This window comes from Curtobacterium sp. Leaf183, assembly GCF_001424385.1.
Taxonomy (GTDB): Bacteria; Actinomycetota; Actinomycetes; order Actinomycetales; family Microbacteriaceae; genus Curtobacterium.
In genome coordinates this window covers 152724-173272 of the sequence record NZ_LMPO01000006.1, presented here as the reverse complement: position 1 = coordinate 173272, position 20549 = coordinate 152724, and the positions used below count along the sequence as shown (strand labels likewise).

General features: G+C 71.3%; 18 protein-coding genes. 2 read left to right on the top strand and 16 right to left on the bottom strand.

What is annotated here, in order from left to right:
* Positions 1-395 precede the first annotated feature (395 nt).
* The 15 genes from tyrS to infC all read right to left on the bottom strand — a co-directional run bounded on the left by tyrS (position 396) and on the right by infC (position 16857).
* Positions 396-1712: a tyrosine--tRNA ligase gene (gene tyrS / locus ASG04_RS04335; protein ID WP_056120837.1), complete on the bottom strand. Its 1317-nt coding sequence runs from the start codon at positions 1710-1712 to the stop codon at positions 396-398.
* 63 nt (positions 1713-1775) lie between these two features.
* Positions 1776-2438, bottom strand: coding sequence for a DNA-3-methyladenine glycosylase (locus ASG04_RS04330; RefSeq protein WP_056120835.1), 663 nt, complete (start codon positions 2436-2438; stop codon positions 1776-1778).
* A complete protein-coding gene (gene argH, locus ASG04_RS04325; RefSeq protein ID WP_056120833.1) occupies positions 2435-3904 on the bottom strand; it encodes an argininosuccinate lyase in 1470 nt (489 codons plus the stop codon). The genes ASG04_RS04330 and argH overlap by 4 nt, the downstream gene beginning before the upstream one ends.
* 172 nt (positions 3905-4076) lie before the next feature.
* Positions 4077-5273, bottom strand: coding sequence for an argininosuccinate synthase (locus ASG04_RS04320; RefSeq protein WP_056120831.1), 1197 nt, complete (start codon positions 5271-5273; stop codon positions 4077-4079).
* A gap of 28 nt (positions 5274-5301) precedes the next feature.
* Positions 5302-6309 (bottom strand): ornithine carbamoyltransferase, encoded by a 1008-nt coding sequence (gene argF / locus ASG04_RS04315; RefSeq protein WP_235515432.1) that lies wholly within the window; start codon positions 6307-6309, stop codon positions 5302-5304.
* Positions 6306-7478, bottom strand: a complete 1173-nt coding sequence (locus tag ASG04_RS04310) for an acetylornithine transaminase (RefSeq protein ID WP_235515434.1) — start codon at positions 7476-7478, stop codon at positions 6306-6308. Before ASG04_RS04310 ends, argF begins: the two co-directional genes overlap by 4 nt.
* Before the next feature lie 50 nt (positions 7479-7528).
* Positions 7529-8557 (bottom strand): acetylglutamate kinase, encoded by a 1029-nt coding sequence (argB, locus tag ASG04_RS04305; protein ID WP_082517805.1) that lies wholly within the window; start codon positions 8555-8557, stop codon positions 7529-7531.
* The gene (gene argJ, locus ASG04_RS04300; RefSeq protein WP_056120869.1) at positions 8557-9708 is read right to left on the bottom strand and encodes a bifunctional glutamate N-acetyltransferase/amino-acid acetyltransferase ArgJ; all 1152 of its coding nucleotides are present in this window, start codon (positions 9706-9708) and stop codon (positions 8557-8559) included. The genes argB and argJ overlap by 1 nt, the downstream gene beginning before the upstream one ends.
* Before the next feature lie 62 nt (positions 9709-9770).
* Positions 9771-10868, bottom strand: coding sequence for an N-acetyl-gamma-glutamyl-phosphate reductase (locus tag ASG04_RS04295; protein WP_056120827.1), 1098 nt, complete (start codon positions 10866-10868; stop codon positions 9771-9773).
* 74 nt (positions 10869-10942) lie between these two features.
* Entirely contained in the window at positions 10943-13435 is a 2493-nt protein-coding gene (gene pheT / locus ASG04_RS04290; RefSeq protein WP_056120825.1) for a phenylalanine--tRNA ligase subunit beta, read from the bottom strand.
* A complete protein-coding gene (gene pheS / locus ASG04_RS04285) occupies positions 13435-14475 on the bottom strand; it encodes a phenylalanine--tRNA ligase subunit alpha (RefSeq protein ID WP_056120866.1) in 1041 nt (346 codons plus the stop codon). Before pheS ends, pheT begins: the two co-directional genes overlap by 1 nt.
* Positions 14476-14565: 90 nt before the next feature.
* Positions 14566-15414 (bottom strand): TrmH family RNA methyltransferase, encoded by an 849-nt coding sequence (locus tag ASG04_RS04280; RefSeq protein WP_056120823.1) that lies wholly within the window; start codon positions 15412-15414, stop codon positions 14566-14568.
* Positions 15415-15487: 73 nt separating this feature from the next.
* Positions 15488-15871: a 50S ribosomal protein L20 gene (gene rplT, locus ASG04_RS04275; RefSeq protein WP_056120821.1), complete on the bottom strand. Its 384-nt coding sequence runs from the start codon at positions 15869-15871 to the stop codon at positions 15488-15490.
* Between the two features lie 28 nt (positions 15872-15899).
* Positions 15900-16094, bottom strand: coding sequence for a 50S ribosomal protein L35 (gene rpmI, locus ASG04_RS04270; protein WP_056120818.1), 195 nt, complete (start codon positions 16092-16094; stop codon positions 15900-15902).
* 79 nt (positions 16095-16173) lie between these two features.
* The gene (gene infC, locus ASG04_RS04265; RefSeq protein ID WP_082517804.1) at positions 16174-16857 is read right to left on the bottom strand and encodes a translation initiation factor IF-3; all 684 of its coding nucleotides are present in this window, start codon (positions 16855-16857) and stop codon (positions 16174-16176) included.
* Positions 16858-17150: 293 nt separating this feature from the next.
* Here infC and ASG04_RS04260 point away from each other — a divergent pair, with 293 nt between their 5' ends.
* Positions 17151-17516: a DUF1844 domain-containing protein gene (locus tag ASG04_RS04260; RefSeq protein ID WP_056120817.1), complete on the top strand. Its 366-nt coding sequence runs from the start codon at positions 17151-17153 to the stop codon at positions 17514-17516.
* Positions 17517-17581: 65 nt separating this feature from the next.
* On the opposite strand, the gene ASG04_RS04255 is transcribed toward ASG04_RS04260, so the two are convergent.
* A complete protein-coding gene (locus ASG04_RS04255) occupies positions 17582-18904 on the bottom strand; it encodes a maltokinase N-terminal cap-like domain-containing protein (RefSeq protein WP_056120815.1) in 1323 nt (440 codons plus the stop codon).
* 104 nt (positions 18905-19008) lie between these two features.
* Here ASG04_RS04255 and ASG04_RS04250 point away from each other — a divergent pair, with 104 nt between their 5' ends.
* The gene (locus ASG04_RS04250) at positions 19009-20547 is read left to right on the top strand and encodes a CHAD domain-containing protein (protein ID WP_056120812.1); all 1539 of its coding nucleotides are present in this window, start codon (positions 19009-19011) and stop codon (positions 20545-20547) included.
* The last annotated feature ends 2 nt before the right edge of the window (positions 20548-20549 follow it).

The following is a 20549-nucleotide window of genomic DNA, read 5'->3' as shown; positions in this document are numbered from 1 at the left end:
GACCAGACGCACTCCCCGCTCGACCCCGTCAGAGGTTCCGCCAGAGAGGCATTCGTTCTTGGTCACCACCGATGTCGTCGGACCGAGTGGTCCAGTGGCTCATCCCGTAGGAGAGAACCGGTGGAGTAGTCATCCTAGGCGTCGAAGCCGTCCAGCGCAAGGCCGAAGCAGATCTTCAGTGGAGGATGGTCCCGCTTGAGGGCCGACGTGCTCTGGGCTTTCGCTCCAGCCGCTCCGCCGCACCTTTGGGGTGACGAGAGGAAACATTACGGGCGGATCGGCCGGAGCGCCAAGCCAGGCCAGATCCCGGGCGTGTCGCATCGTGCAACAGCGACTCCCGAACGCGACGAAGCCCGGCGCTCACAGGGGAGAACCGGGCCTCGGGCGGGTGGTCGTCAGGCGGTGAGGGTCACGCCGGCGAGGGTCTTCTTGCCACGGCGGAGCACGAGCACTCCCCCGGGCAGGGCGAGGTCGGACAGGGCCGCGGTCGCGTCGGCGGCACGGGCGTTGTTCACGTAGACCCCGCCCTGGTCGATCGCGCGTCGGGCTTCACCGAGGGACTTCACCAGCTCGGTCTCGACGAGGGCCCTCGCCAGGTCGGCATCCGGCGGGAGCGACACCGAGCCCGGCAGCTCCGCGATCGCGGCGCGCAGGGTCGGCGCGTCGAGTGCTTCGAGGTCCCCGTTGCCGAAGAGGGCCGCCGACGCGTCGATCGCCGCCTGGGTCGCTCCGACCCCGTGGACGAGCGACGTCACCTCGAACGCCAGGGTCCGCTGCGCTTCTCGACGGAAGGGCTCGTCAGCGACCGCCCGTTCGAGCCGCTCGACCTCGGCGCGGGACAGGAACGTGAACTCGCGCAACCGCGGGACGACGTCGGCATCAGCCGTGTTGAGCCAGAACTGGTACAGCGCGTACGGCGAGGTCATCTCGGCGTCGAGCCAGATCGCGTTGCCCTCGCTCTTGCCGAACTTCGTGCCGTCGGAGTTCGTGATGAGTGGCGTGCCGAGTGCGTGTACGGTCGCGCCCTCCGCCCGGCGGATCAGCTCCGTGCCCGAGGTCAGGTTGCCCCACTGGTCGGAGCCACCCGTCTGCAACGTGCACCCGTACTGCCGGAACAGCTCGCGGTAGTCCATCCCCTGCAGGATCTGGTAGCTGAACTCGGTGTAGCTGATCCCGGAGTCGGAGTTCAGCCGCGCCGCGACCGCGTCCTTCTTGAGCATCGAGTTCACGCGGAAGTACTTGCCGACGTCGCGGAGGAAGTCGATCGCGGACATCGGCTGCGTCCAGTCGAGGTTGTTCACCAGGCGGACCCCGTTGTCGCCGTCCGGACTGAGGAACCGGGAGACCTGTTCTTGCAGGCGGCTCACCCAGGACGACACGGTCTCGCGGGTGTTCAGCGTGCGCTCGGCGGTTGGTCGCGGGTCCCCGATCAGCCCGGTCGACCCGCCCACGAGTGCGAGCGGCCTGTGCCCGGCCAGCTGGAGCCGACGCATGGTCAACAGCTGCAGCAGGTTGCCGCAGTGCAGGGACGGCGCCGTGGGGTCGAACCCGCAGTAGTACGTGATGGGCTCGCCGTCGAGGGCCTCTTGCAGTGCGGTCTCGTCGGTCGAGACCTGCACCAGACCACGCCAGCGCAGTTCGTCCCACACCGAGGCGAAGGTGGGGTCGTTCTGCTGGCGCGTCAGGACGTCGGGAGCGGTATCACTGGACACCCCGCCATCGTAGCGGCGACGACGGATCCACCGAGGTCGACCGGGAGGCGCGGTGCCGATCGCTCAGTCCACCGCGCGCTGGTGACGACGGTAGGTCGAGACCGTCGGCTCGCCCCGCAGGGCGAACCGCCATGGGAAGGCCGCCCCGCCGGCGATGCCGGCCACTCCGGTGCGCGGCGTCCGGAGGATCCCGGGGTCGGACGCGAGCTCGTCGAGGACCGCAGCGACTCCCGCGGTGGCGAGCCGGGCCTCCAGACCGAGTGCCAGGATGAGCGCGTACGGGCCGGGGCCGCCGACGAGCGGGGTGCCGTCGTCCTCGCCGAGGACCGCGCCGAGGGCCTGTCCGAGGTTGCCCGGTCCCCGGGCGAGCTGCACGTCGGACACGGTCGGACCACGCCGGGACCGCGCGACGTCGACCCCCTCGACCACCGCGGCGCCGCGCAGGAGCGACCCCGAGGACGTCCCTTCGGGCGCGCTCACCACGTTGACGCACGTGTGGATGCCGTACGAGCGGTAGGCGTAGAGCGTGCCGGGCGGTCCGAACAGCCGCTTGTTGCGCTCCGTCATGCCGCGGTGTCCGTGCGACCCCGGGTCGGTGGGACCGAAGTAGGCCTCCACCTCGGTGATCCGGAGGGTGACCCCCTTGCCCGTGAGCATCGCGCCGAGGAGCGCCGGAGCGCTCCGCGGCGCCGGCTCGGCCAGGAGCGCGAGGAGCCCGTCGCTCACCGCGAGAACGGGGCTCCGGCGGCCAGGTCGTGCACGCGCTGCGTCAGCCCGGCGAGCTGCTCAGCGACCCGGTCGGGCGCGGTCCCTCCGACACCCCGGCGCGAGGACACGCTGCCCTCGATCGTGAGCACGGCGCGGACGTCGGGGGTCAGGTGCTCGGAGACCTGTGCGTACTCGTCGTCCGTGGGGTCGTCGAGCTCGATGCCGCGCTGCTCGCAGTAGCGGACGAGGGCGCCGGAGACCTCGTGGGCGTCGCGGAAGGGCACCCCCTGGCGCACGAGCCACTCGGCGACGTCGGTCGCGAGCGAGAAGCCCTGCGGGGCGAGCTCGGCCATCCGGTCGGTGTCGAACGTCAGCGTGGCGATCATGCCCGTGAACGCCGGCAGCAGGACCTCGAGCGTGGCGACGGAGTCGAAGACGGGCTCCTTGTCCTCCTGCAGGTCGCGGTTGTAGGCCAGCGGCAGCCCCTTGAGCGTCGCGAGCAGGCCGGTGAGGTTGCCGATGAGCCGGCCGGACTTGCCGCGGGCGAGCTCGGCGATGTCCGGGTTCTTCTTCTGCGGCATGATGCTCGACCCGGTGGAGAACGCGTCGTGCAGCCGGACGAAGCCGAACTCCTTGGTGTTCCAGAGGATGACCTCCTCGGCGAGCCGCGAGATGTCGATGCCGATCTGCGCGAGGACGAACGCGAACTCGGCGACGGTGTCGCGACCCGCGGTGGCATCGATCGAGTTCTCGGCCGGGCGCTCGAAGCCCAGCTCGTGCGCGATCGCCGTCGGGTCGAGCCCGAGGGAACTGCCCGCGAGGGCGCCGGCACCGTACGGGCTGACGCTCGCCCGACCCGCCCAGTCACGCAGCCGCTCGAGGTCGCGGACCAGCGGCCAGGCGTGCGCGAGCAGGTGGTGCGCGAGCAGGACGGGCTGGGCGTGCTGCAGATGGGTGCGTCCGGGCATGATCGCCGCCGGGTGTTCGCTCGCCTGTTGGCTGACGGCGTCCACCAGGTCGATCACGAGCCGCCCGATGCGACGCCCGTGGTCGAGCATGTGCATGCGGCCGAGCGTGGCGATCTGGTCGTTGCGGCTGCGGCCCGCGCGGAGCTTGCCGCCGAGTTCCGGCCCGAGGTCGTTGATCAGCAGGCGCTCGAGGGCGCCGTGGACGTCCTCGTCGGAGTCGGACGGCAGCAGCGATCCGTCGGCGTGCGCGGCGTCGAGCCGGTCGAGGCCCGCGAGCATCTGCGCGAGCTCGTCGGCTGACAGGTACCCCGCCGTGTGCAGCGCCCGGGCGTGGGCACGCGAACCGGCGAGGTCGTAGGGCGCGAGCTGCCAGTCGAAGTGCGTCGACCGCGACAGGGCGGCGAGCTCCGGGCTCGGCCCGTCGGCGAACCGGGCACCCCACAGGGCGCCCTGGTTGGTCGCGTCGGCCTTGGTGGGCTGCGGGTCGGGCCAGGAGGCTCCGTTTGCGTCCGTCATGAGAGTCCTGCGTCGTGTCGGTGGTCGGTCTGGACCGCGACCACGGCGGTGGTGGTGCGTGCGCGTGGGTCGTGCGGTCCGTGGCGGAGGTGGGTGGGGCCTCCCGGCCGGTGCCAGTGGGTGTCCCATCCGGTGCGGATGGCGGACCGTGCGGTCCGCCACCCGCCCCGTCTCAGTTCGCCAGGTCGCGGCGCGCTGAGATCTTGCTCGGGAGCGACCAGATCTCGATGAAGCCCTTCGAGAGCGACTGGTCGAACGTGTCGCCCGTGTCGTACGTCGCGAGGTCGAAGTCGTACAGCGACTGCTCGCTGCGGCGACCCGTGACCGTCGCGCGCCCGCCGTGCAGCTGCAGACGGATGTCACCGGAGACGTACTGCTGGGTGTCGTCGATGAAGGCGTCGAGGCTGCGCTTGAGGCCGCCGAACCACAGGCCGTCGTAGACCAGGTCGGCCCACTCCGACTCGACGCCCCGCTTGTAGCGGTTGACGTCGCGCTCGAGGGTCAGGCTCTCGAGCTCTTCGTGCGCGGCGATGAGCGCCATCGCGGCCGGGGCCTCGTAGACCTCGCGCGACTTGATGCCGACGAGACGGTCCTCGACCACGTCGATGCGTCCGACGCCGTGCTTGCCCGCGAGGGCGTTCAGCTCCTGGACGATGCGCAGCACGCTGAAGCGCTGCCCGTCGAGGGCGACCGGGATGCCCTGTTCGAAGGTGATCGTGACCTCGTCCGCGTCGCGAGCGATGGCCGGGTCCTGCGTGTAGGCGTAAAGGTCCTCGATCGGGGCGTTCCACGGGTCCTCGAGGAACCCGGTCTCCACCGCGCGGCCCCAGACGTTCTGGTCGATCGAGTACGGCGACTTCTTGCTCTGCAGGATCGGCAGGTCGTGCTCCTGCGCGTAGACGATCGCCTTGTCGCGGGTCAGCGCGAGGTCGCGGACCGGGGCGACGCTCGTCAGGTCGGGCGCGATCGCGGCGACGGCGGCCTCGAAGCGGACCTGGTCGTTGCCCTTGCCGGTGCAGCCGTGCGCGACGCTGTCGGCGCCCAGCTGCTTCGCCGTCAGGGCGAGGTGCTTCGCGATGAGCGGGCGGCTCAGCGCGGAGACCAGCGGGTAGCGCTTCTGGTACAGCGCGTTCGCCTTGAGGGCGGGCACGAGGTAGTCGTCCGCGAACTCGTCCTTCGCGTCGATGACGATCGACTCCACCGCGCCGCAGTCGAGCGCGCGCTGGCGGATGGCGTCCATGTCCTCGCCACCCTGGCCGACGTCCACCGCCAGGGCGACGACGTCCTTGCCGGTGGCGTCCTTGAGCCAGCCGATGCCGACGGAGGTGTCGAGGCCTCCGGAGTACGCCAGTACGACGCGGTCTGCCATGGGATCTCCTTCGAAGGGGGTGTGGGTGTCAGTGGTTCGCGGGCGCGGGAGCCGCGGTGTTCGCCGCTGCGGTGTTCGCCGCGGCGGTCGCGGTGTTCGCCGCGGCGGTCGCGTTGTTCGCCGCGAGGAGCCAGGCGAGGAGGGCCTTCTGCGCGTGCAGCCGGTTCTCCGCCTCGTCCCAGATGATGCTGCGCGGGCCGTCGATCACGTCGGCGGTGACCTCGAAGCCGCGGTCGGCGGGCAGGCAGTGCATGAACACGGCGTCGTCGGCAGCGTGGGCCATCATCGCGTCGTCGACGCGGTAGTCCCCGAAGACGTCGAGTCGCTGCTGCTTCTCGTCTTCCTTGCCCATCGAGACCCAGGTGTCGGTCACGACGACGTCCGCCCCGGCGACTGCGGCCACCGGGTCGGTCACGACCAGGACGGACCCGCCGGTCTCGGCGGCACGGTGCTCGGCGTCGGTCACGACCTGTGCCGAGGGGCTGAACTCGGCCGGTGCGCCGATCCGCACGTGCATGCCCGCAGTCGCCCCCGCCAGCAAGTAGGACTGCGCCATGTTGCACGCGCCGTCGCCGACGAACGCGATCGTCTGGCCGGCGAGCTCGCCGCGGTGTTCGCGGATGGTGAGCAGGTCGGCCAGCAGCTGGCACGGGTGGAAGTCGTCGGACAGCGCGTTGACGACGGGGACCGTGGTGCCCTCGGCCATCTCCTCGAGCCCGGCCTGGCCGTAGGTGCGCCAGACGATCGCCGAGACCATGCGCTCGAGCACACGCGCGGTGTCGGAGGGGGTCTCCTTGCCGCCGAGCTGGCTGTTGGCGGTGGAGATGATGAGCGGGCTGCCGCCGAGGTCGCTGATGCCGACGTGGAAGGACACCCGCGTGCGCGTCGACGACTTGTCGAAGATGACCGCGACGCTCTGTGGTCCCGCGAGGGGCTTCGACCCCCAGCGGTCGCGCTTCATCGCGACCGCCAGGTCGAGGATCGCCGACTGCTCAGCCTGGTTCAGGTCGTCGTCACGGAGGAAGTGGCGGGTCATGCGGAGGTCTCCTGGTGGGCGTCCTCGACGGACGCCATGCTCTGGGCGAGGATCGACAGGAACTCGTCGATCTCGGCGTCGGACACGATGAGCGGCGGTGCGATCCGCAGGCTCGACTCGTTCGGGGCGTTGACGATCAGGCCGCGTTCGAGTGCCGCCGCGGCGATCGCGGCCGCGGCGGGGCGGTGCAGCCCGACGCCGATGAGCAGCCCGCTCCCACGGACCTCGGCGACGAGCGGCGAACCGATCGCCGTGATGCCGTGACGGATGCGCTCGCCCTTGGTGACCGCGGACTCGACGAGTCCAGCGCGCTCGATCTCCTCGAGCACGGCGTTGGCCACGCGGGTGCCCAGCGGGTTGCCGCCGAAGGTCGACCCGTGCTGTCCGGCCGAGAACAGGTCGGACGCCCAGCCGAACGTGACGAGCGCGGCGATCGGGAAGCCACCGGCGATGCCCTTGGCCACGGTGATGGCGTCGGGGACGACCCCCTGCTGCTGGAAGGCGAACCACGAGCCGGTCCGGCCGACACCCGTCTGGATCTCGTCGAGGATCAGCAGCGCGTGGTGCTCCTCGGTCAGGCGACGTGCGGCAGCCAGGAAGCCCTCGGGCAGGTCGACGACGCCGGCTTCGCCCTTGATCGGCTCGATGATGATCGCTGCGACGGTGTCGTCGATCGCGTGCTCGAGCGCCGCGACCGAGGTCTCGATGTGCTCCACGCCCGGGATCATCGGCAGGAAGTCCTCTTGCAGGGCCGGCTTGCCGGTGAGGGCGAGGGCACCCATCGTGCGGCCGTGGAACGCCTGCTGCAGCGCGAGGATGCGGGTCTTGCGACCGTCGGCGCCGCGGTTCAGCCGCGCGAGCTTGAACGCCGCCTCGTTCGCCTCGGCACCGGAGTTGCCGAAGTACACGCGGCCAGCGTCGCCCGCGCCCGAGATGCGCTTGAGGCGTTCCGCGAGTTCGAGCTGCGGCGGCGTGGCGAAGTAGTTCGACACGTGCACGAGCTTGGCGGCCTGGTCGGCGATGGCCTCGACGAGCGCTGGGTGCGCGTGCCCGAGGGAGTTCACCGCGATGCCGGCCAGGAAGTCGAGGTACTCGTTGCCGTCGACGTCCCACACCCGGCAACCCTGGCCGCGCTCGAGCATGATCTTCGGCGGCGTCAGGGATCGCATGAGCGACGCCCCGAACCGGTCGTTCCAGGTTGCGGTCTGCGTCTCGGTGGTCACCGTGCGTTCCCCTTCGTGTCGTCGTTGTCGTCGGACGGGTGCTGGATCGGGCTCGCGGGTCCGCGTCGGCCGATCTCGGCGTGGGTGTTCTGGTTCTCGGTGCGGCGGCTCGGGTCCGGGATGACCTCGGTGCCGGCGCCGCGGAGCGTGAAGACCTCGAGCAGGATCGAGTGCGGGATCCGGCCGTCGATGATCGTCGCGCCTCCCACCCCGCCGACCACGGCGTCGAGGCACGCGGTCATCTTCGGGATCATCCCGGACTCGAGCGTCGGCAGGAGTCCGCGGAGTTCCTCCACCGCGATGAGGTCGATGATCGAGTCGCGGTCGGGCCAGTTGCGGTACAGCCCGGGGACGTCGGTGAGCATCATGAGCTTCGAGGCGCCGAGCGCGATCGCCAGCGCCGCAGCGGCAGCGTCCGCGTTCACGTTGAGCGCCTGGTCCGGGTGCGCGTCGTCGATCGCGATGCTCGAGACGACCGGGATCTGGTTGGCGCGGATCGCGTCGAGCACGCCCGACGGGTCGACGTGCGTGATGTCCCCGACGTGGCCGAGGTCGAAGTGCTCGCCGTCGACGACGACGCCCTTCTTCTCGCCGGTGAACAGCGAGCCGCCGTCACCGAACACACCGACGCCGAGGCCGGCGCCGTGCTCGTTCACCAGGTCGACGATCTCGCGGTTGACCTCGCCGGCCAGGACGTCGCGGACGACGGTGATCGCCTCGGTCGTCGTGACGCGGTACCCGCCGCGGAACTCGGACTGGATGCCCTGCTCCTTGAGCGCGGCGGAGATCTGCGGTCCGCCGCCATGCACCACGACCGGGTGCAGACCCGCGTAGCGCAGGTAGACCATGTCCTCGGCGAACGCGCGCTTGAGGTCGTCGTTCACCATCGCGTTGCCGCCGAACTTGACGACCACGATCTTGCCCGAGAAGCGCTTCAGCCACGGCAAGGACTCGATCAGGGTGGCGGCCTTGACGGCAGCGAACTCGTGTTCTTCCTGTTTCGACAGGGCGTCTCCGGCGGCCATCAGCTGGAGTACGCGCTGTTCTCGTGGACGTAGTCGTGCGTCAGGTCGTTCGTCAGGATGGTCGCCGCGAACGGCCCCACCCCGAGGTCGATGAGCACGTCGGTGTCACGCGGCGTCAGGTCGACCTCGTCGATCGGGCGGTCGGGCGCGCCGTCGTGGCAGACCCGGACGCCGTTCATCGAGACGTCGACCGCGTACGGGTCGAACTCGGCGTCCGTCGTGCCGATCGCCGCCAGGACCCGGCCCCAGTTGGGGTCGTTGCCGAACACCGCGGCCTTGAACAGGTTGTTGCGGGCGACGCTGCGCCCGACGGTGACGGCGTCGTCCTCGGACACGGCGCCGACCACGTGGATTGCGATGTCGTGGCTGGCACCCTCGGCGTCCTGCTGGAGCTGCCGCGCGAGGTCGGCGCAGACAGCCGTCAGCGCCTCTTGGAAGTCGCCGACCTCGGGCGTCACACCCGAGGCGCCGGAGGACATCAGCACGACCGTGTCGTTCGTCGACATGCAGCCGTCCGAGTCGACCCGGTCGAAGGTCACGCGGGTGGCCGCGCGGAGCGCCTGGTCGAGCTGTTCGGCGTCGAGGAGCGCGTCCGTCGTGATGACGACCAGCATGGTGGCGAGGCCCGGCGCGAGCATGCCGGCACCCTTGGCCATGCCGCCGACGGTCCAGCCGTCCTCGGAGACCGAGGCCTGCTTGGCCCGCGTGTCCGTCGTCATGATCGCCGCGGCCGCGTCCGGGCCCCCGGTCTCGGAGAGCGCGTCCGTCGTGAGCGCGACACCGTGCAGGACGTGGTCGCGGAAGGTCTGGTCGCCACGGCCGATCAGACCGGTCGAACAGACCACGACGTCGCCGGCACCGATCCCGAGGGACTCGCCGACGGCTTCGGCGGTCAGGTGCGTGGTCTGGAAGCCGAAGGCCCCGGTGAAGCAGTTCGCGCCGCCCGAGTTCAGGAACACGGCCTTGGCGACGCCGTCGCCGACGACCTGACGCGACCAGATCACCGGGTGGGCCTGGGCGCGGTTGCTCGTGAAGACCGCGGCGACCGCGGCCTGCGGGCCGTCATTCACGACGAGGGCCACGTCGGGTGTGCCGCTCGCCTTGAGTCCGGCGGTCGCGCCGGCGGCGCGGAAGCCCGCGGCTGCGGTCACGCCCTCGGCGTCGCTGACGGACTGGAGGTCCGTGGGGGCGTCCGCCCCGTTCGTTGCGTCGGTCACGGTGCGACTCCGTCCACGCTGAGGCCGAGGGTCTCGGGGAACCCCAGGGCGATGTTGGCCGACTGCACGGCGGCGCCGGCGGTCCCCTTGACGAGGTTGTCGAGCGCGCTGATCGCGACGACCCGGCCCGCGGCTTCGTCCACGGCGATGCCGACGAGCGCGGTGTTCGCCCCGATCGTGTCGGCGACGCGGGGGAACTCGCCCTCCGGCAGCAGGTGGACGAACGGCTCGTCCGCGTATGCCTGTTCCCAGGCGAGGCGGACGTCACGGGCGCTGACGCCCGGCGCGAGCTTGGCGGTCGTCGTGGCGAGGATCCCCCGCGCCATCGGCACGAGCACGGGGGTGAACGAGATCGAGACGTCCGAGGCCCCGGCCACGTGCAGGTTCTGCTGGATCTCGGGGACGTGCCGGTGGGTGCCGCCGACCGCGTACGCGCTGGCGGAACCCATGATCTCGGCGGCGAGGTACGTCGGGGCGAGTTTCTTGCCCGCGCCCGAGGGGCCCACGCTCAACACGGCGACGATGTCGTCCGCCTCGACCAGACCGGCCTGCACCCCGGGCTGGATGCCGAGCGTGATGGCCGTCACGTTGCAGCCCGGGACGGCGATGCGCTTCGTCGCGGCGATCTCGGAGCGTTGGCGACTCTGTTCGACGATGTCGTCGACGTCGCGCCACTCGTCAGCGGAACCCGGAGCGGGTGCGCCGTGCAGGAGCTCGGGGAGGCCGTAGGTCCAGGCACCGAAGTACTCGCCGCCGTAGAAGGCCTCCCAGGCGGCCGGATCGGTCAGCCGGTGGTCGGCCCCGCAGTCCACCACGAGGGTGTCGTCGTCCAGCTGCGCCGTGACCGCTCCGGACTGGCCGTGCGGCAGGGCGAGGAAGACCACGTCGTGTCCGCGGAGGTGCTCGGCCGTCGTCTCGACGAGCGTCAGGTGCGAGAGCGAGCGCAGGTGCGGCTGTGTCGAGATGAGCGGCTGTCCCGCGTTCGAGAACGCGGTCACCGTCCGGACGTCGAACTCGGGGTGAGCCGACAGGATGCGCAGCAGCTCACCGCCTGCGTAGCCGCTGGCTCCCGCCACGGCGACGGATACGGACATGGGATTCCACCTTTGGTCGGACGATTCGTCGAGGATCGGAGGCGGCGGCCCCGTGCGGTGCTGTCCCAGGGGGATCAGTCGCGCAGGGTCGCCCCGAATCGCTCGCCGGCACGTCGGACGGCGCCGTCGCGGGCCACGGAGGCCTCGGCAGCGGTCAGGGTGCGGTCCGTGGCACGGAAGCGCAGCGCGAACGTCAGGGACTTCTGTCCCTCGTCCACGCCGGAGCCCCGGTAGTCATCCACGAGCCGAGCATACTCCAAGAGCTCTCCGGCGCCAGCGCGGACGGCGTCGAGCACGTCCCCCGCCGGCACGTCGCTACCGACCACGAGGGACAGGTCCTGTGTGGCAGCCGGGTAGGACACGATCGGCGCCACCGACACTGACTCGGGCACGGCTGCGATCACGGCGTCGAGGTCGATCTCGACGACGGACACGACGCGCGGCAGGTCCGACGCGGCGGTGAGCTCGGGCAGGAGCTCACCCGCGACGCCCACGACCGTCCCGCCGACGAGCAGGGACGCGGCTCGACCCGGGTGGAGCGACGGATGCGACGTCTGCGCCACGGTCAGCTCGGCACCCGCCGCCCACGCGACGGTGCGCGCGACGTCGAGGGCGTCCGCGATGCCGTACGGCTCGGGTGCGACGCCCGGCTGCTTGGCCAGGCGGTGCCCGACGAGGAGCGCGGACACGTGGAACGGCTGCGCGGGCAGCGCTGCGTCGAGGTCCGCCAGGAGCTCGGCGTCGGGGCGCGCCGCACCGACCGGGACGTCGGACGTGCCGAGCTCGGTGTCGGTGGTCGGCAGGAAGACCCGGGAGGTCTCGTACACCGCCACATCGACGAGCCCGCGCGAAGTATTGCGACGCGCGACGTCGACCAGGGCCGGCAGACCGCTGCGGCGGAGCAGGTTCTGCTCGCTGTCGAGCGCGTTCGCCAGCACCACGGCCGGCCCGCCGGCGGGGTCGATCCCCTGGTACGCGGCGGTCGTCGCGACGGACACGAACGGCGCCGTGACCACCTCGACGAGGCCGTCGGCAGCGAGTGCGGCGGCGACGCGACGACGCGCCTGCTGGTGCGCCGTGAGACCGCGTCCGGGCGGCGCGACCGGCAGGACGCTCGGGATCCGGTCGTACCCGACGATGCGGGCCACTTCCTCGACCAGCGTCGTGTCGTCGGTCAGGTCCGGTCGCCAGGTCGGCGGGGTGACCCGGAGCTGGTCGCCGTCCGTGTCGACCGCGGCCCCGATGGCGCGGAGCGTGTCGATGACCTCGGAGTCGGTGTACTCGACGCCGATCAGCTCGGACGGGCGGGACAGTCGCATCGGGACCGCGGGACGCTCCGAGGTGTCGACGAGCGTCGAGCCGAGGGAGTCCGCCGTGCCGCCGGCGAGTTCGACGAGGAGCGCGACGGCGCGGTTCGCTGCGGCTTCCGCCACGCGGGGGTCGACACCGCGTTCGAAGCGCTTGGACGCCTCGCTCGGGAGCTTGTGGCGCCGGGCGGTGCGCGCGATCGAGACCTGGTCGAAGCCCGCGGCCTCGATCAGCACGTCGGTGGTCGCAGCCGTGATCTCGGTGCGCGCGCCGCCCATCACGCCGGCGAGCCCGACGGGGCCCTGGTCGTCGGTGATGACGAGGTCCTCGGGGTCGAGGGTGCGGGTGACGTCGTCGAGCGTCGTCAGGGTCTCCCCCGCCGTCGCCCGACGGACGCCGAGCCCGCCGACGACCGTGGCGAGGTCGTAGCCGTGCAGCGGCTGGCCGAGCTCGAACATCACGTAGTTGGTGATGTCGACCGGCAGCGAGATGGAGCGCACACCCACGAGCGACAGACGCGACACCATCCATGCCGGTGTCGGTCGGGTCGCGTCGATGCCACGGACGACGCGGGTGACGAAGGTGCTCGAACCGACGCGGCCCCGGATCGGTGCGTCGTCCGCGATGGTCACGGTGAAGCCCTCGGCCTGGTGCGAGGGGACCCGGTCCGCCGGGTCGTGGAAGGACGCACCCGTGGCGTGCGCGTACTCGCGGGCGACGCCGCGCAGGCTCATCGCGTAGCCGCGGTCGGGCGTGACGTTGATCTCGACGGCAGCGTCGTCGAGGCCGAGCAGCGCGATCGCGTCCGCTCCGACGTCGGGGTCCATGCCGAGGTCGGCGAAGCGGAGGATGCCGTCGTGCTCGTCGCCGAGACCGAGCTCACGCGCCGAGGCGATCATGCCGTCGGACACGTGGCCGTAGGTCTTGCGGGCAGCGATCGGGAACGGGCCGGGCAGCACGGCGCCGGGCAGCGTGACGACGACCTTGTCGCCGACGTCGAAGTTGTGCGCGCCGCAGACGATGCCGCGGGGCTCGGGCTCGCCGACGTCCACCTGGCACCAGTTGATGGTCTTGCCGTTCTTCTGCGGCTCGGGGTCCCGTTCGAGCACCCGGCCGACCACGACGGGCCCGGTGAGGTCGAAGGTGTGGACGGCTTCTTCCTCGAAGCCCACCGACACGAGTGCCGCGTGCACGTGCTCGAGCGTGACGTCATCAGGCAGGTCGACGGACTCGCCGAGCCAACGGAGTGGGACGCGCATCAGACCACCGTTCCGAACTGCTGCGAGAAGCGGATGTCGCCCTCGAGGAAGTCACGCATGTCGTTCAGGCCGTTGCGGAACTGGAGCGTCCGCTCGATGCCCATGCCGAACGCGAAGCCCTGGTACTCGTCGGGGTCGATGCCGGCGGAGCGCAGGACGTTCGGGTTGACCATGCCGCAGCCACCCCACTCGACCCACCGCGCGCCGCCCTTGGCGTTCGGCTGCCACACGTCCATCTCGGCGGAGGGCTCGGTGAACGGGAAGTAGTTCGGACGCAGACGGATCTGCGCCTCGGCACCGAACATCTGCCGGGCGAAGTGCTCGAGCGTGCCGCGCAGGTGCGCCATCGTGAGGCCCCTGTCGATGGCGATGCCCTCGACCTGGGTGAACACCGGCAGATGCGTGGCGTCGAGTTCGTCGGCGCGGTACACCCGCCCGGGGGCGATCACGTAGAGCGGCAGGTCACGCGACAGCAGGGAGCGCACCTGCACCGGGGAGGTGTGCGTGCGCATGACCAGGTGGCGGTCGACGGGCTCGACGAAGATCGTGTCGGCCATCGCCCGCGCGGGGTGGTCCTGGTCGAAGTTCAGCGCGTCGAAGTTGAACCACTCGTGCTCGAGCTCGGGGCCTTCTGCCACTTCCCACCCCATGCCGACGAAGATGTCGGCGACGGTCTCGTTGAGGAGCGACAGCGGATGCCGCGAGCCCGGGGTCCGGGTCGACGGCAACGCGGTGACGTCGACGCGTTCGGCGTCGAGTCGTGCGCGTTCCTCGGCGACGGCGAGCACCGATTCCTGGTCGGTGATCGCACCGTTGACGCGGCCGCGGGCCTGACCGACGAGCTTGCCGGCCTGGGCCTTCTGCTCGGGCGGGACACTGCGCATGGAGGCGTTCATGCGCGCGAGCGTCGACTGCTCGCCCGTGTGCTCGGCTCGGGCCTGCTTGAGCTCGGCGACCGTCGTGGCGGCACGGACTGCGGCGAGGGCCGCGTCGACCGCGTCGGCGACGGCCGATTCGCTGATCTCGAGAGGTTCTGACACGGTCACCAAGCCTACCGGCCCCTGGGATACCGCCGTCCTGTACTGCGCGGACGGTGGAGACAGGGCGACCGGACTCCTGCTGTGGAGGAGTCAGGCCGAGCGGAGCGCGAACGCCGACTCGTACAGGCAGACGGACGCCGCGGTGGCCAGGTTCATGGACTCGGCGGCGCCGTAGATCGGAACCGTGACCGCGCGGTCGACCAGCGTGAGGTCCTCGTCGGTCAGCCCACGTGCCTCGTTGCCGAACACCCACGCCGTCGGACCGTCGAGCAGCCCCTCGGCGCGGACGGCGGGCAGGTCGTCGCCCGAGACGTCCGCCGCGAGGACCGTGTACCCGAGTGCCTTGGCCCGCCCGATCGCGTCCGCCAGCGACACGCCGACCGACACCGGCACGTGGAACAGGGAGCCCGTGGTCGACCGAACGACCTTGGGGTTGTACGGGTCGACGCTCCGCCCGGTCAGGACGACCGCGTCGGCTCCGGCCGAGTCGGCTGCGCGGATGATCGTGCCGGCGTTGCCCGGGTCCCGCACCTCTTCGAGGATCGCGACCAGCGCGGGCAACGGACGGTTCGTGGCGGGGTCGACCCGCGCCTCCAGACCGGTCGCGCCGGGCTCGGGGAACACCTGCCGCACCGACGTCGGGAACTGCTGGCACACCGCGACGACACCCTGCGGCGTCACCGTGTCCGCCATCGCCGCGAGGACCTGCTCGGTCACGAACCAGGTGTCGACGGGCGCGTCGCCCAGGTCGTACCGCTCGGCGGCGGTGGGCGTGACGTAGAGCTCACGCAGCAGCTCGGGTGCGTACGCGATCGCTTCGCGGACGGCCTGCGGTCCCTCGAGCAGGAACAGGCCCGTCTCGGCACGCACGTCCTTCTTGGCGAGGGCGGCGACGGCCTTGACACGTCCGGCACGGGGGTTCTCGAGGAGATCAGTCACGCGACCAGTGTCGCAGCATGCAGGAAGGCCCCGGTCCGCGGACGGATCGGGGCCTTCGAGGTGTGGCAGGTGACTACGCGGCCTTGGGAGCCGAGGTGTCGGCCGGGAGGGCCTTCTTGGCCGACTCGACGAGCGCGGCGAAGGTCTCCGGGTTGTTCACGGCGAGGTCCGCGAGGATGCGACGGTCGACCTCGATGCCGGCCAGGGCGAGGCCCTGGATGAGGCGGTTGTAGGTCAGGCCGTTCGCACGGGACGCAGCGTTGATGCGCTGGATCCACAGGCGACGGAACTCGCCCTTCTTGGCGTGGCGGTCACGGTACGCGTAGACGAGGGAGTGGGTGACCTGCTCCTTCGCCTTGCGGTACAGACGCGAACGCTGGCCGCGGTAGCCCTCGGCGCGTTCGAGGATGACGCGACGCTTCTTGGCGGCGTTGACCGCTCTCTTCACTCTTGCCATTGCAGTGTTCCTTTACGAATCCGGGGGCTCAGTGGCCGAGGAGCTTCTTGACGTTCTTCGCGTCGGCCTTCGAGAGGACCTGGTCCTCGTTGAGGCGAGCCTTGCGCTTGGCAGACTTGACCTCGAGGTTGTGACGCATACCGGCCTGCTGCTTCATGATCTTGCCGGTGCCGGTGACCTTGAAGCGCTTCTTCGACCCGGAGTGGGTCTTCTGCTTGGGCATGGGGGTGCCTTTCCGTGGGGTGGATGGGGAGCCGCGCCATTGCGGTCGGGAGAACTGCGCGGGGCTGGTCTGGGGAGACCTATTCGGCCGTGGCCGTTTCCTTCGACTCGGCGGCGGCCGGTTCCGACGACGCGGCCGGGGCAGCGTCTTCCGGCTTCGCCTTGGCGGCGTGCTCGGACGCGCGACGCTCGGCCTTGTCGGCCGCACGCTTGGCGTTCTGCTCGCCCTTGACGTCGGACTTGTTCTTGAGCGGCGCGATGATCATCGTCATGTTGCGGCCGTCCTGCGTGGGTCGGGACTCGACGACGCCGAACTCGGCGATCTCCTCCGCGAACTTGTGCAGGAGTCGGACACCCTGTTCCGGACGCGACTGCTCGCGGCCGCGGAAGAGGATCATGGCCTTCACCTTGTCGCCGCCGAGGAGGAAGCCCTCGGCACGCTTGCGCTTGGTCTCGTAGTCGTGCACGTCGATCTTCAGGCGGAACCGGACCTCTTTGAGCTCGGTGTTGACCTGGTTGCGACGGGCTTCCTTCGCCTTCTGCGCAGCTTCGTACTTGAACTTGCCGTAGTCCATGATCTTGGCCACGGGCGGCTTCGCGTCCGGCGCGACCTCGACCAGATCCAGCTCTGCTTCCTGCGCGAGGCGCAGTGCGACGGCGATGGGGACAACGCCGACCTGCTCGCCCTGGGGTCCGACAAGACGGACCTCGGGGACGCGGATTCGGTCGTTGGTACGGGGATCGGGAATGCGGAGCTCCTTCAATCAGTGGTGGCCCGGGGCGTTTGCCCGGACAACGGCACGAGAGGAGATCTGACGCACGGATCGAGACCCGTTCGGCAGCCGCCCGACTCCGCGCCGGCTGACCTGCGTCAGACGGTTCGGACTGCCGGACGGTGACGCCCGGCGGAGCGGTGGTGACCCGGTAGCCTGGTGGTTCGTGGCCGCGGGTGGGAGTGACTCCTCTTCGTGATGCCGAGGTGGTCCGGACTGGTTCTCACGAATCGTTCCGGGCACACGGACAGCATCTGCCGCGACGAGTCTAACAGAGGAGCACCGTGACCGACACCCCGCCCATCGATCCCTCGTCCGACGGCACCGTCGACGAGGCCGCCCGGGACATCTCCGAGGTCCCCGCCGTCGAACTGATCAACACCGTCGCCGTGCACCTGCTCAGCGCCGCCGCCGTCAAGGTGGGGCTGGCCGACGACCCGGAGCAGCAGACCGACCTGGACGAGGCGCGGAAGCTCATCACCGCCCTCGCCGGCCTGGTCACCGCCGCGGCCACCGAGATCGGTGACCACCACGCGCGACCGCTGCGCGACGGCCTGCGCTCGGTGCAGCTCGCGTTCCGCGAGGCGTCCGCCATCCCCGACGCGCCGGGCGCGGGCCCCGGGGAGAAGTACACCGGACCCGTCAACTGACCCAGGACGGACGGGAGGCCCGTGGCGGTGTCGCCACGGGCCTCCCGTTCGGTGGTTCCCGGCGTCTACCGCACGGACCGCGCCGCCAGGCGCTCCACGGCGGCGACCGGGATGCCGACCCAGGTCGGCCGGTTGCGGGCTTCGTAGACGACCTCGTAGACGGCCTTGTCGAGCTCGAACGCGTCGAGGACCTCGCGGTGGGCGCGGACGTCCACGCCGATCCCACGTGTGTAGCCGTCGAGGAAGGCCTCTCGGGCCTCGTGAGCCCACGCTGCGGCATCGACCGGTTCGGTCTCGTGCGCCAGTGCCCCGGCGACGTAGTCGAAGGACCGCAGCATGCCGGCGACGTCGCGCAACGGCACGTCCGGGAGCGAGCGCTCGTGCAGGGGACGCAACGGTTCGCCCTCGAAGTCGAGGAAGACCCAGCCGCGCGGCTCGGGTGCGGAGAGCACCTGCCCGAGGTGCAGGTCGCCGTGGATGCGCTGCAGGTCGGGCCAGGCGACGTCGGAAGCCCGGTCGTAGACGGCGCGGACGGCATCGGCGTGCTCGGCGACCTCCGGGACCTCGGCCGCGGCGGTCTCGAGGCGCTGCAGCATCGTCGCCCGGGCCTGCTCGACCCGCTCCGGCGTCGCCGGCTCGGTCGGCATCGCTCCCGCGAGCGTGACGTGGACCTCGGCCAGCGCTGCACCGAGACGGTCGGCGCCGGCCGCGAAGGAGTCCCCGCGGCGAGCGTCGTCCAGGGCGACGCGCCAGGCGTCGTCGAGCCCGGGCAGGAACTCCTGGGCGAAAGCCAGGTGGCCGCTGGCGACGCCGTCGTCGCGTCCGGTGTCGGGCCAGGCACCACGGAGGGCACCGAACACGCGTGGCACCCGGGACGACCCTGCGGCGGAGAGGGCCTGCTGAGTCGTCACGTCGGGGTTGTCGCCGTGGTGCAGGACGCGGAAGACCTTCACGATCACGGTGCCGTTGTCCTCGGTCTCGCAGATGATCGAGGTGTTCGACTGCTCGCCGCGCAGGACGCGCGCGGACCGGACGGTGCCGATCGGCACGAGGGACTCCTCGCCGTGGTCGATCGCCCCGAGCAGCCACCGCGCGTACGCGGGGTCCTGCGGGCCGTCGTACGAGGGCAGGACGTCCTGGTCGGCGTCGTCCGAGGTCTCGTCCGTGGTGATGCGGGCGTGTTCGAGTTCGGGGACGGGGTCCTGGTGCTCGGTGACGGGGACCTGGTACAGGACGGAGCCGGTCACCGCGTCGTCGATGACGAAGCGGGTGAGCACCCGGGCGTCGTCGGTACGTTCGTCGAGTTCGGCGATCGTCCGGAGCTGCGGGACACCCCCCTTCGATGCGTACCAGCGTTGCCGGGCCATCCACTGTGCGACGTCGGTCATGGATCAGGAGGCTACGCGAGCGGTCGTCCCNCCCCTGCCGCTGTCGTCCACAGACCGGCTCGCGTCCGAGCGGTGGACGGCGGCGGCGGACGACACTGATCGGCATGGAGACCACCACCCGCGACACCCTCGCTGACCCGCGTCGCACCTGGCGCATCCCGGACGACCGCCGGCTGCCCGCGCTCGAGCCCTACGCCGACGACGTCCGTCGACTGCCGAGTGTCACCGTGCGCGAGACGCTGTGGGACACGGACGACCGGGCGTTGGCATTCGCCGGCATCGAGCTGCTGCACGCTGACCCGTTGGATGCGTCGAGGCAGGGCGACGATGCCGGCGACGGGAGCGGCGGCGGTGGAGGTGACAGGAGGGGCGGCGGTGGTGGCTGGAGCGTCGACCGCGGCCAGGGCCCGGAAGCGGTCGGGGTGCCGGGCGCCCCACTCCCCCGCGACCCGGTCGAGCCCGCGCTCCGGGGGCGACCGGTCCGCCCGGTGCGCGTCCGTGACACGACGACCACGCTCGTGCGGTTGCATGGCCGCGACGGACGACTGCGAGCCGAGGTGGCCGACGTCCGTGTGGACGAGGGCGACCGGGACACCGCGCTCCTCCGCAGCGCCCGGTGGTGGGCCCTGACGGACGACGGAGATCCGGGTCAGATCGTGCGCGCCGTCGAACGGGCGGTGACGGACGCGGCGGACGACGACGGCCGCGCACCGGGCGACCCCGTGCCGACACTGGCTCCGGTGCGACGACCCGTCACCGGGGACAGCGAACGCCCCCGACCGGGCAGTGCCGCCGCGTTCGTGCGCGGCGTGCTCGCGCCGCTGCGAACAGAGCTGCTGACGGTCGACCCCCGCGTCCGGGCTGACGGCGACGACGCCGTGCACGCGTTCCGCAAGGTCCTGCGTCGACTGCGCAGCGTGCTCGCCGCGTACCGGGGCGCCCTCGACTCCGACCTCACCGAGTCGTTGCGCGCCCAGCTCCGGCCCACCGCTCGGGTCGCCGGGGTCGCCCGTGACGCCGAGGTCCTGCGCGACCGGGTCGAGCACACGGTCGCGATGGCACCCTCCGGCTCGGTCGACACCGCGGTGCTCGACCACCTCCGGGCAGCGGCCGAGGCGGACCGGCGCGCAGCGGTCGCGGCGCTGCGCGACGAGCTCCGCTCCGGAGCGTGGTTCGGCGCGCTCGACCAGCTCGACGACCTGGTCGACCGGGCTCCGGCGGGGACCAGGGCGAAGCAGGACGCGGTGGCCTTCACGACGCAGCGGATCCACCACGAGCGCGCACGGGTGCGTCGGGCGCTGGACGGCACCGACGGGCTCCCTGCCGACGGGCTCGAACCGCTGCACGACGTCCGCAAGGCGGCGCGACGACTGCGGTACGCGCTCGAGGCCGCGGGCGACGTGCCGGACGTGGGGAAGCGCCGGCTCGGACGCTTCCGTCGCGTGCAGGAGACACTCGGCGACGTGCTCGACGCCGAGCACGCCGCGGTCTCGTACCGTCGCCTGGCGGCGGCAGCGGCGGAGTCCGGCACGGACACCTTCGGCTACGGGGTGCTCGCGATGGTCGAACGGCGGGCGGCCGAGCACCACCTCGACGACGCCCGGCGCGCGCTCGGACAGCTGCACCGGGCGGTGCGAGGATGAGC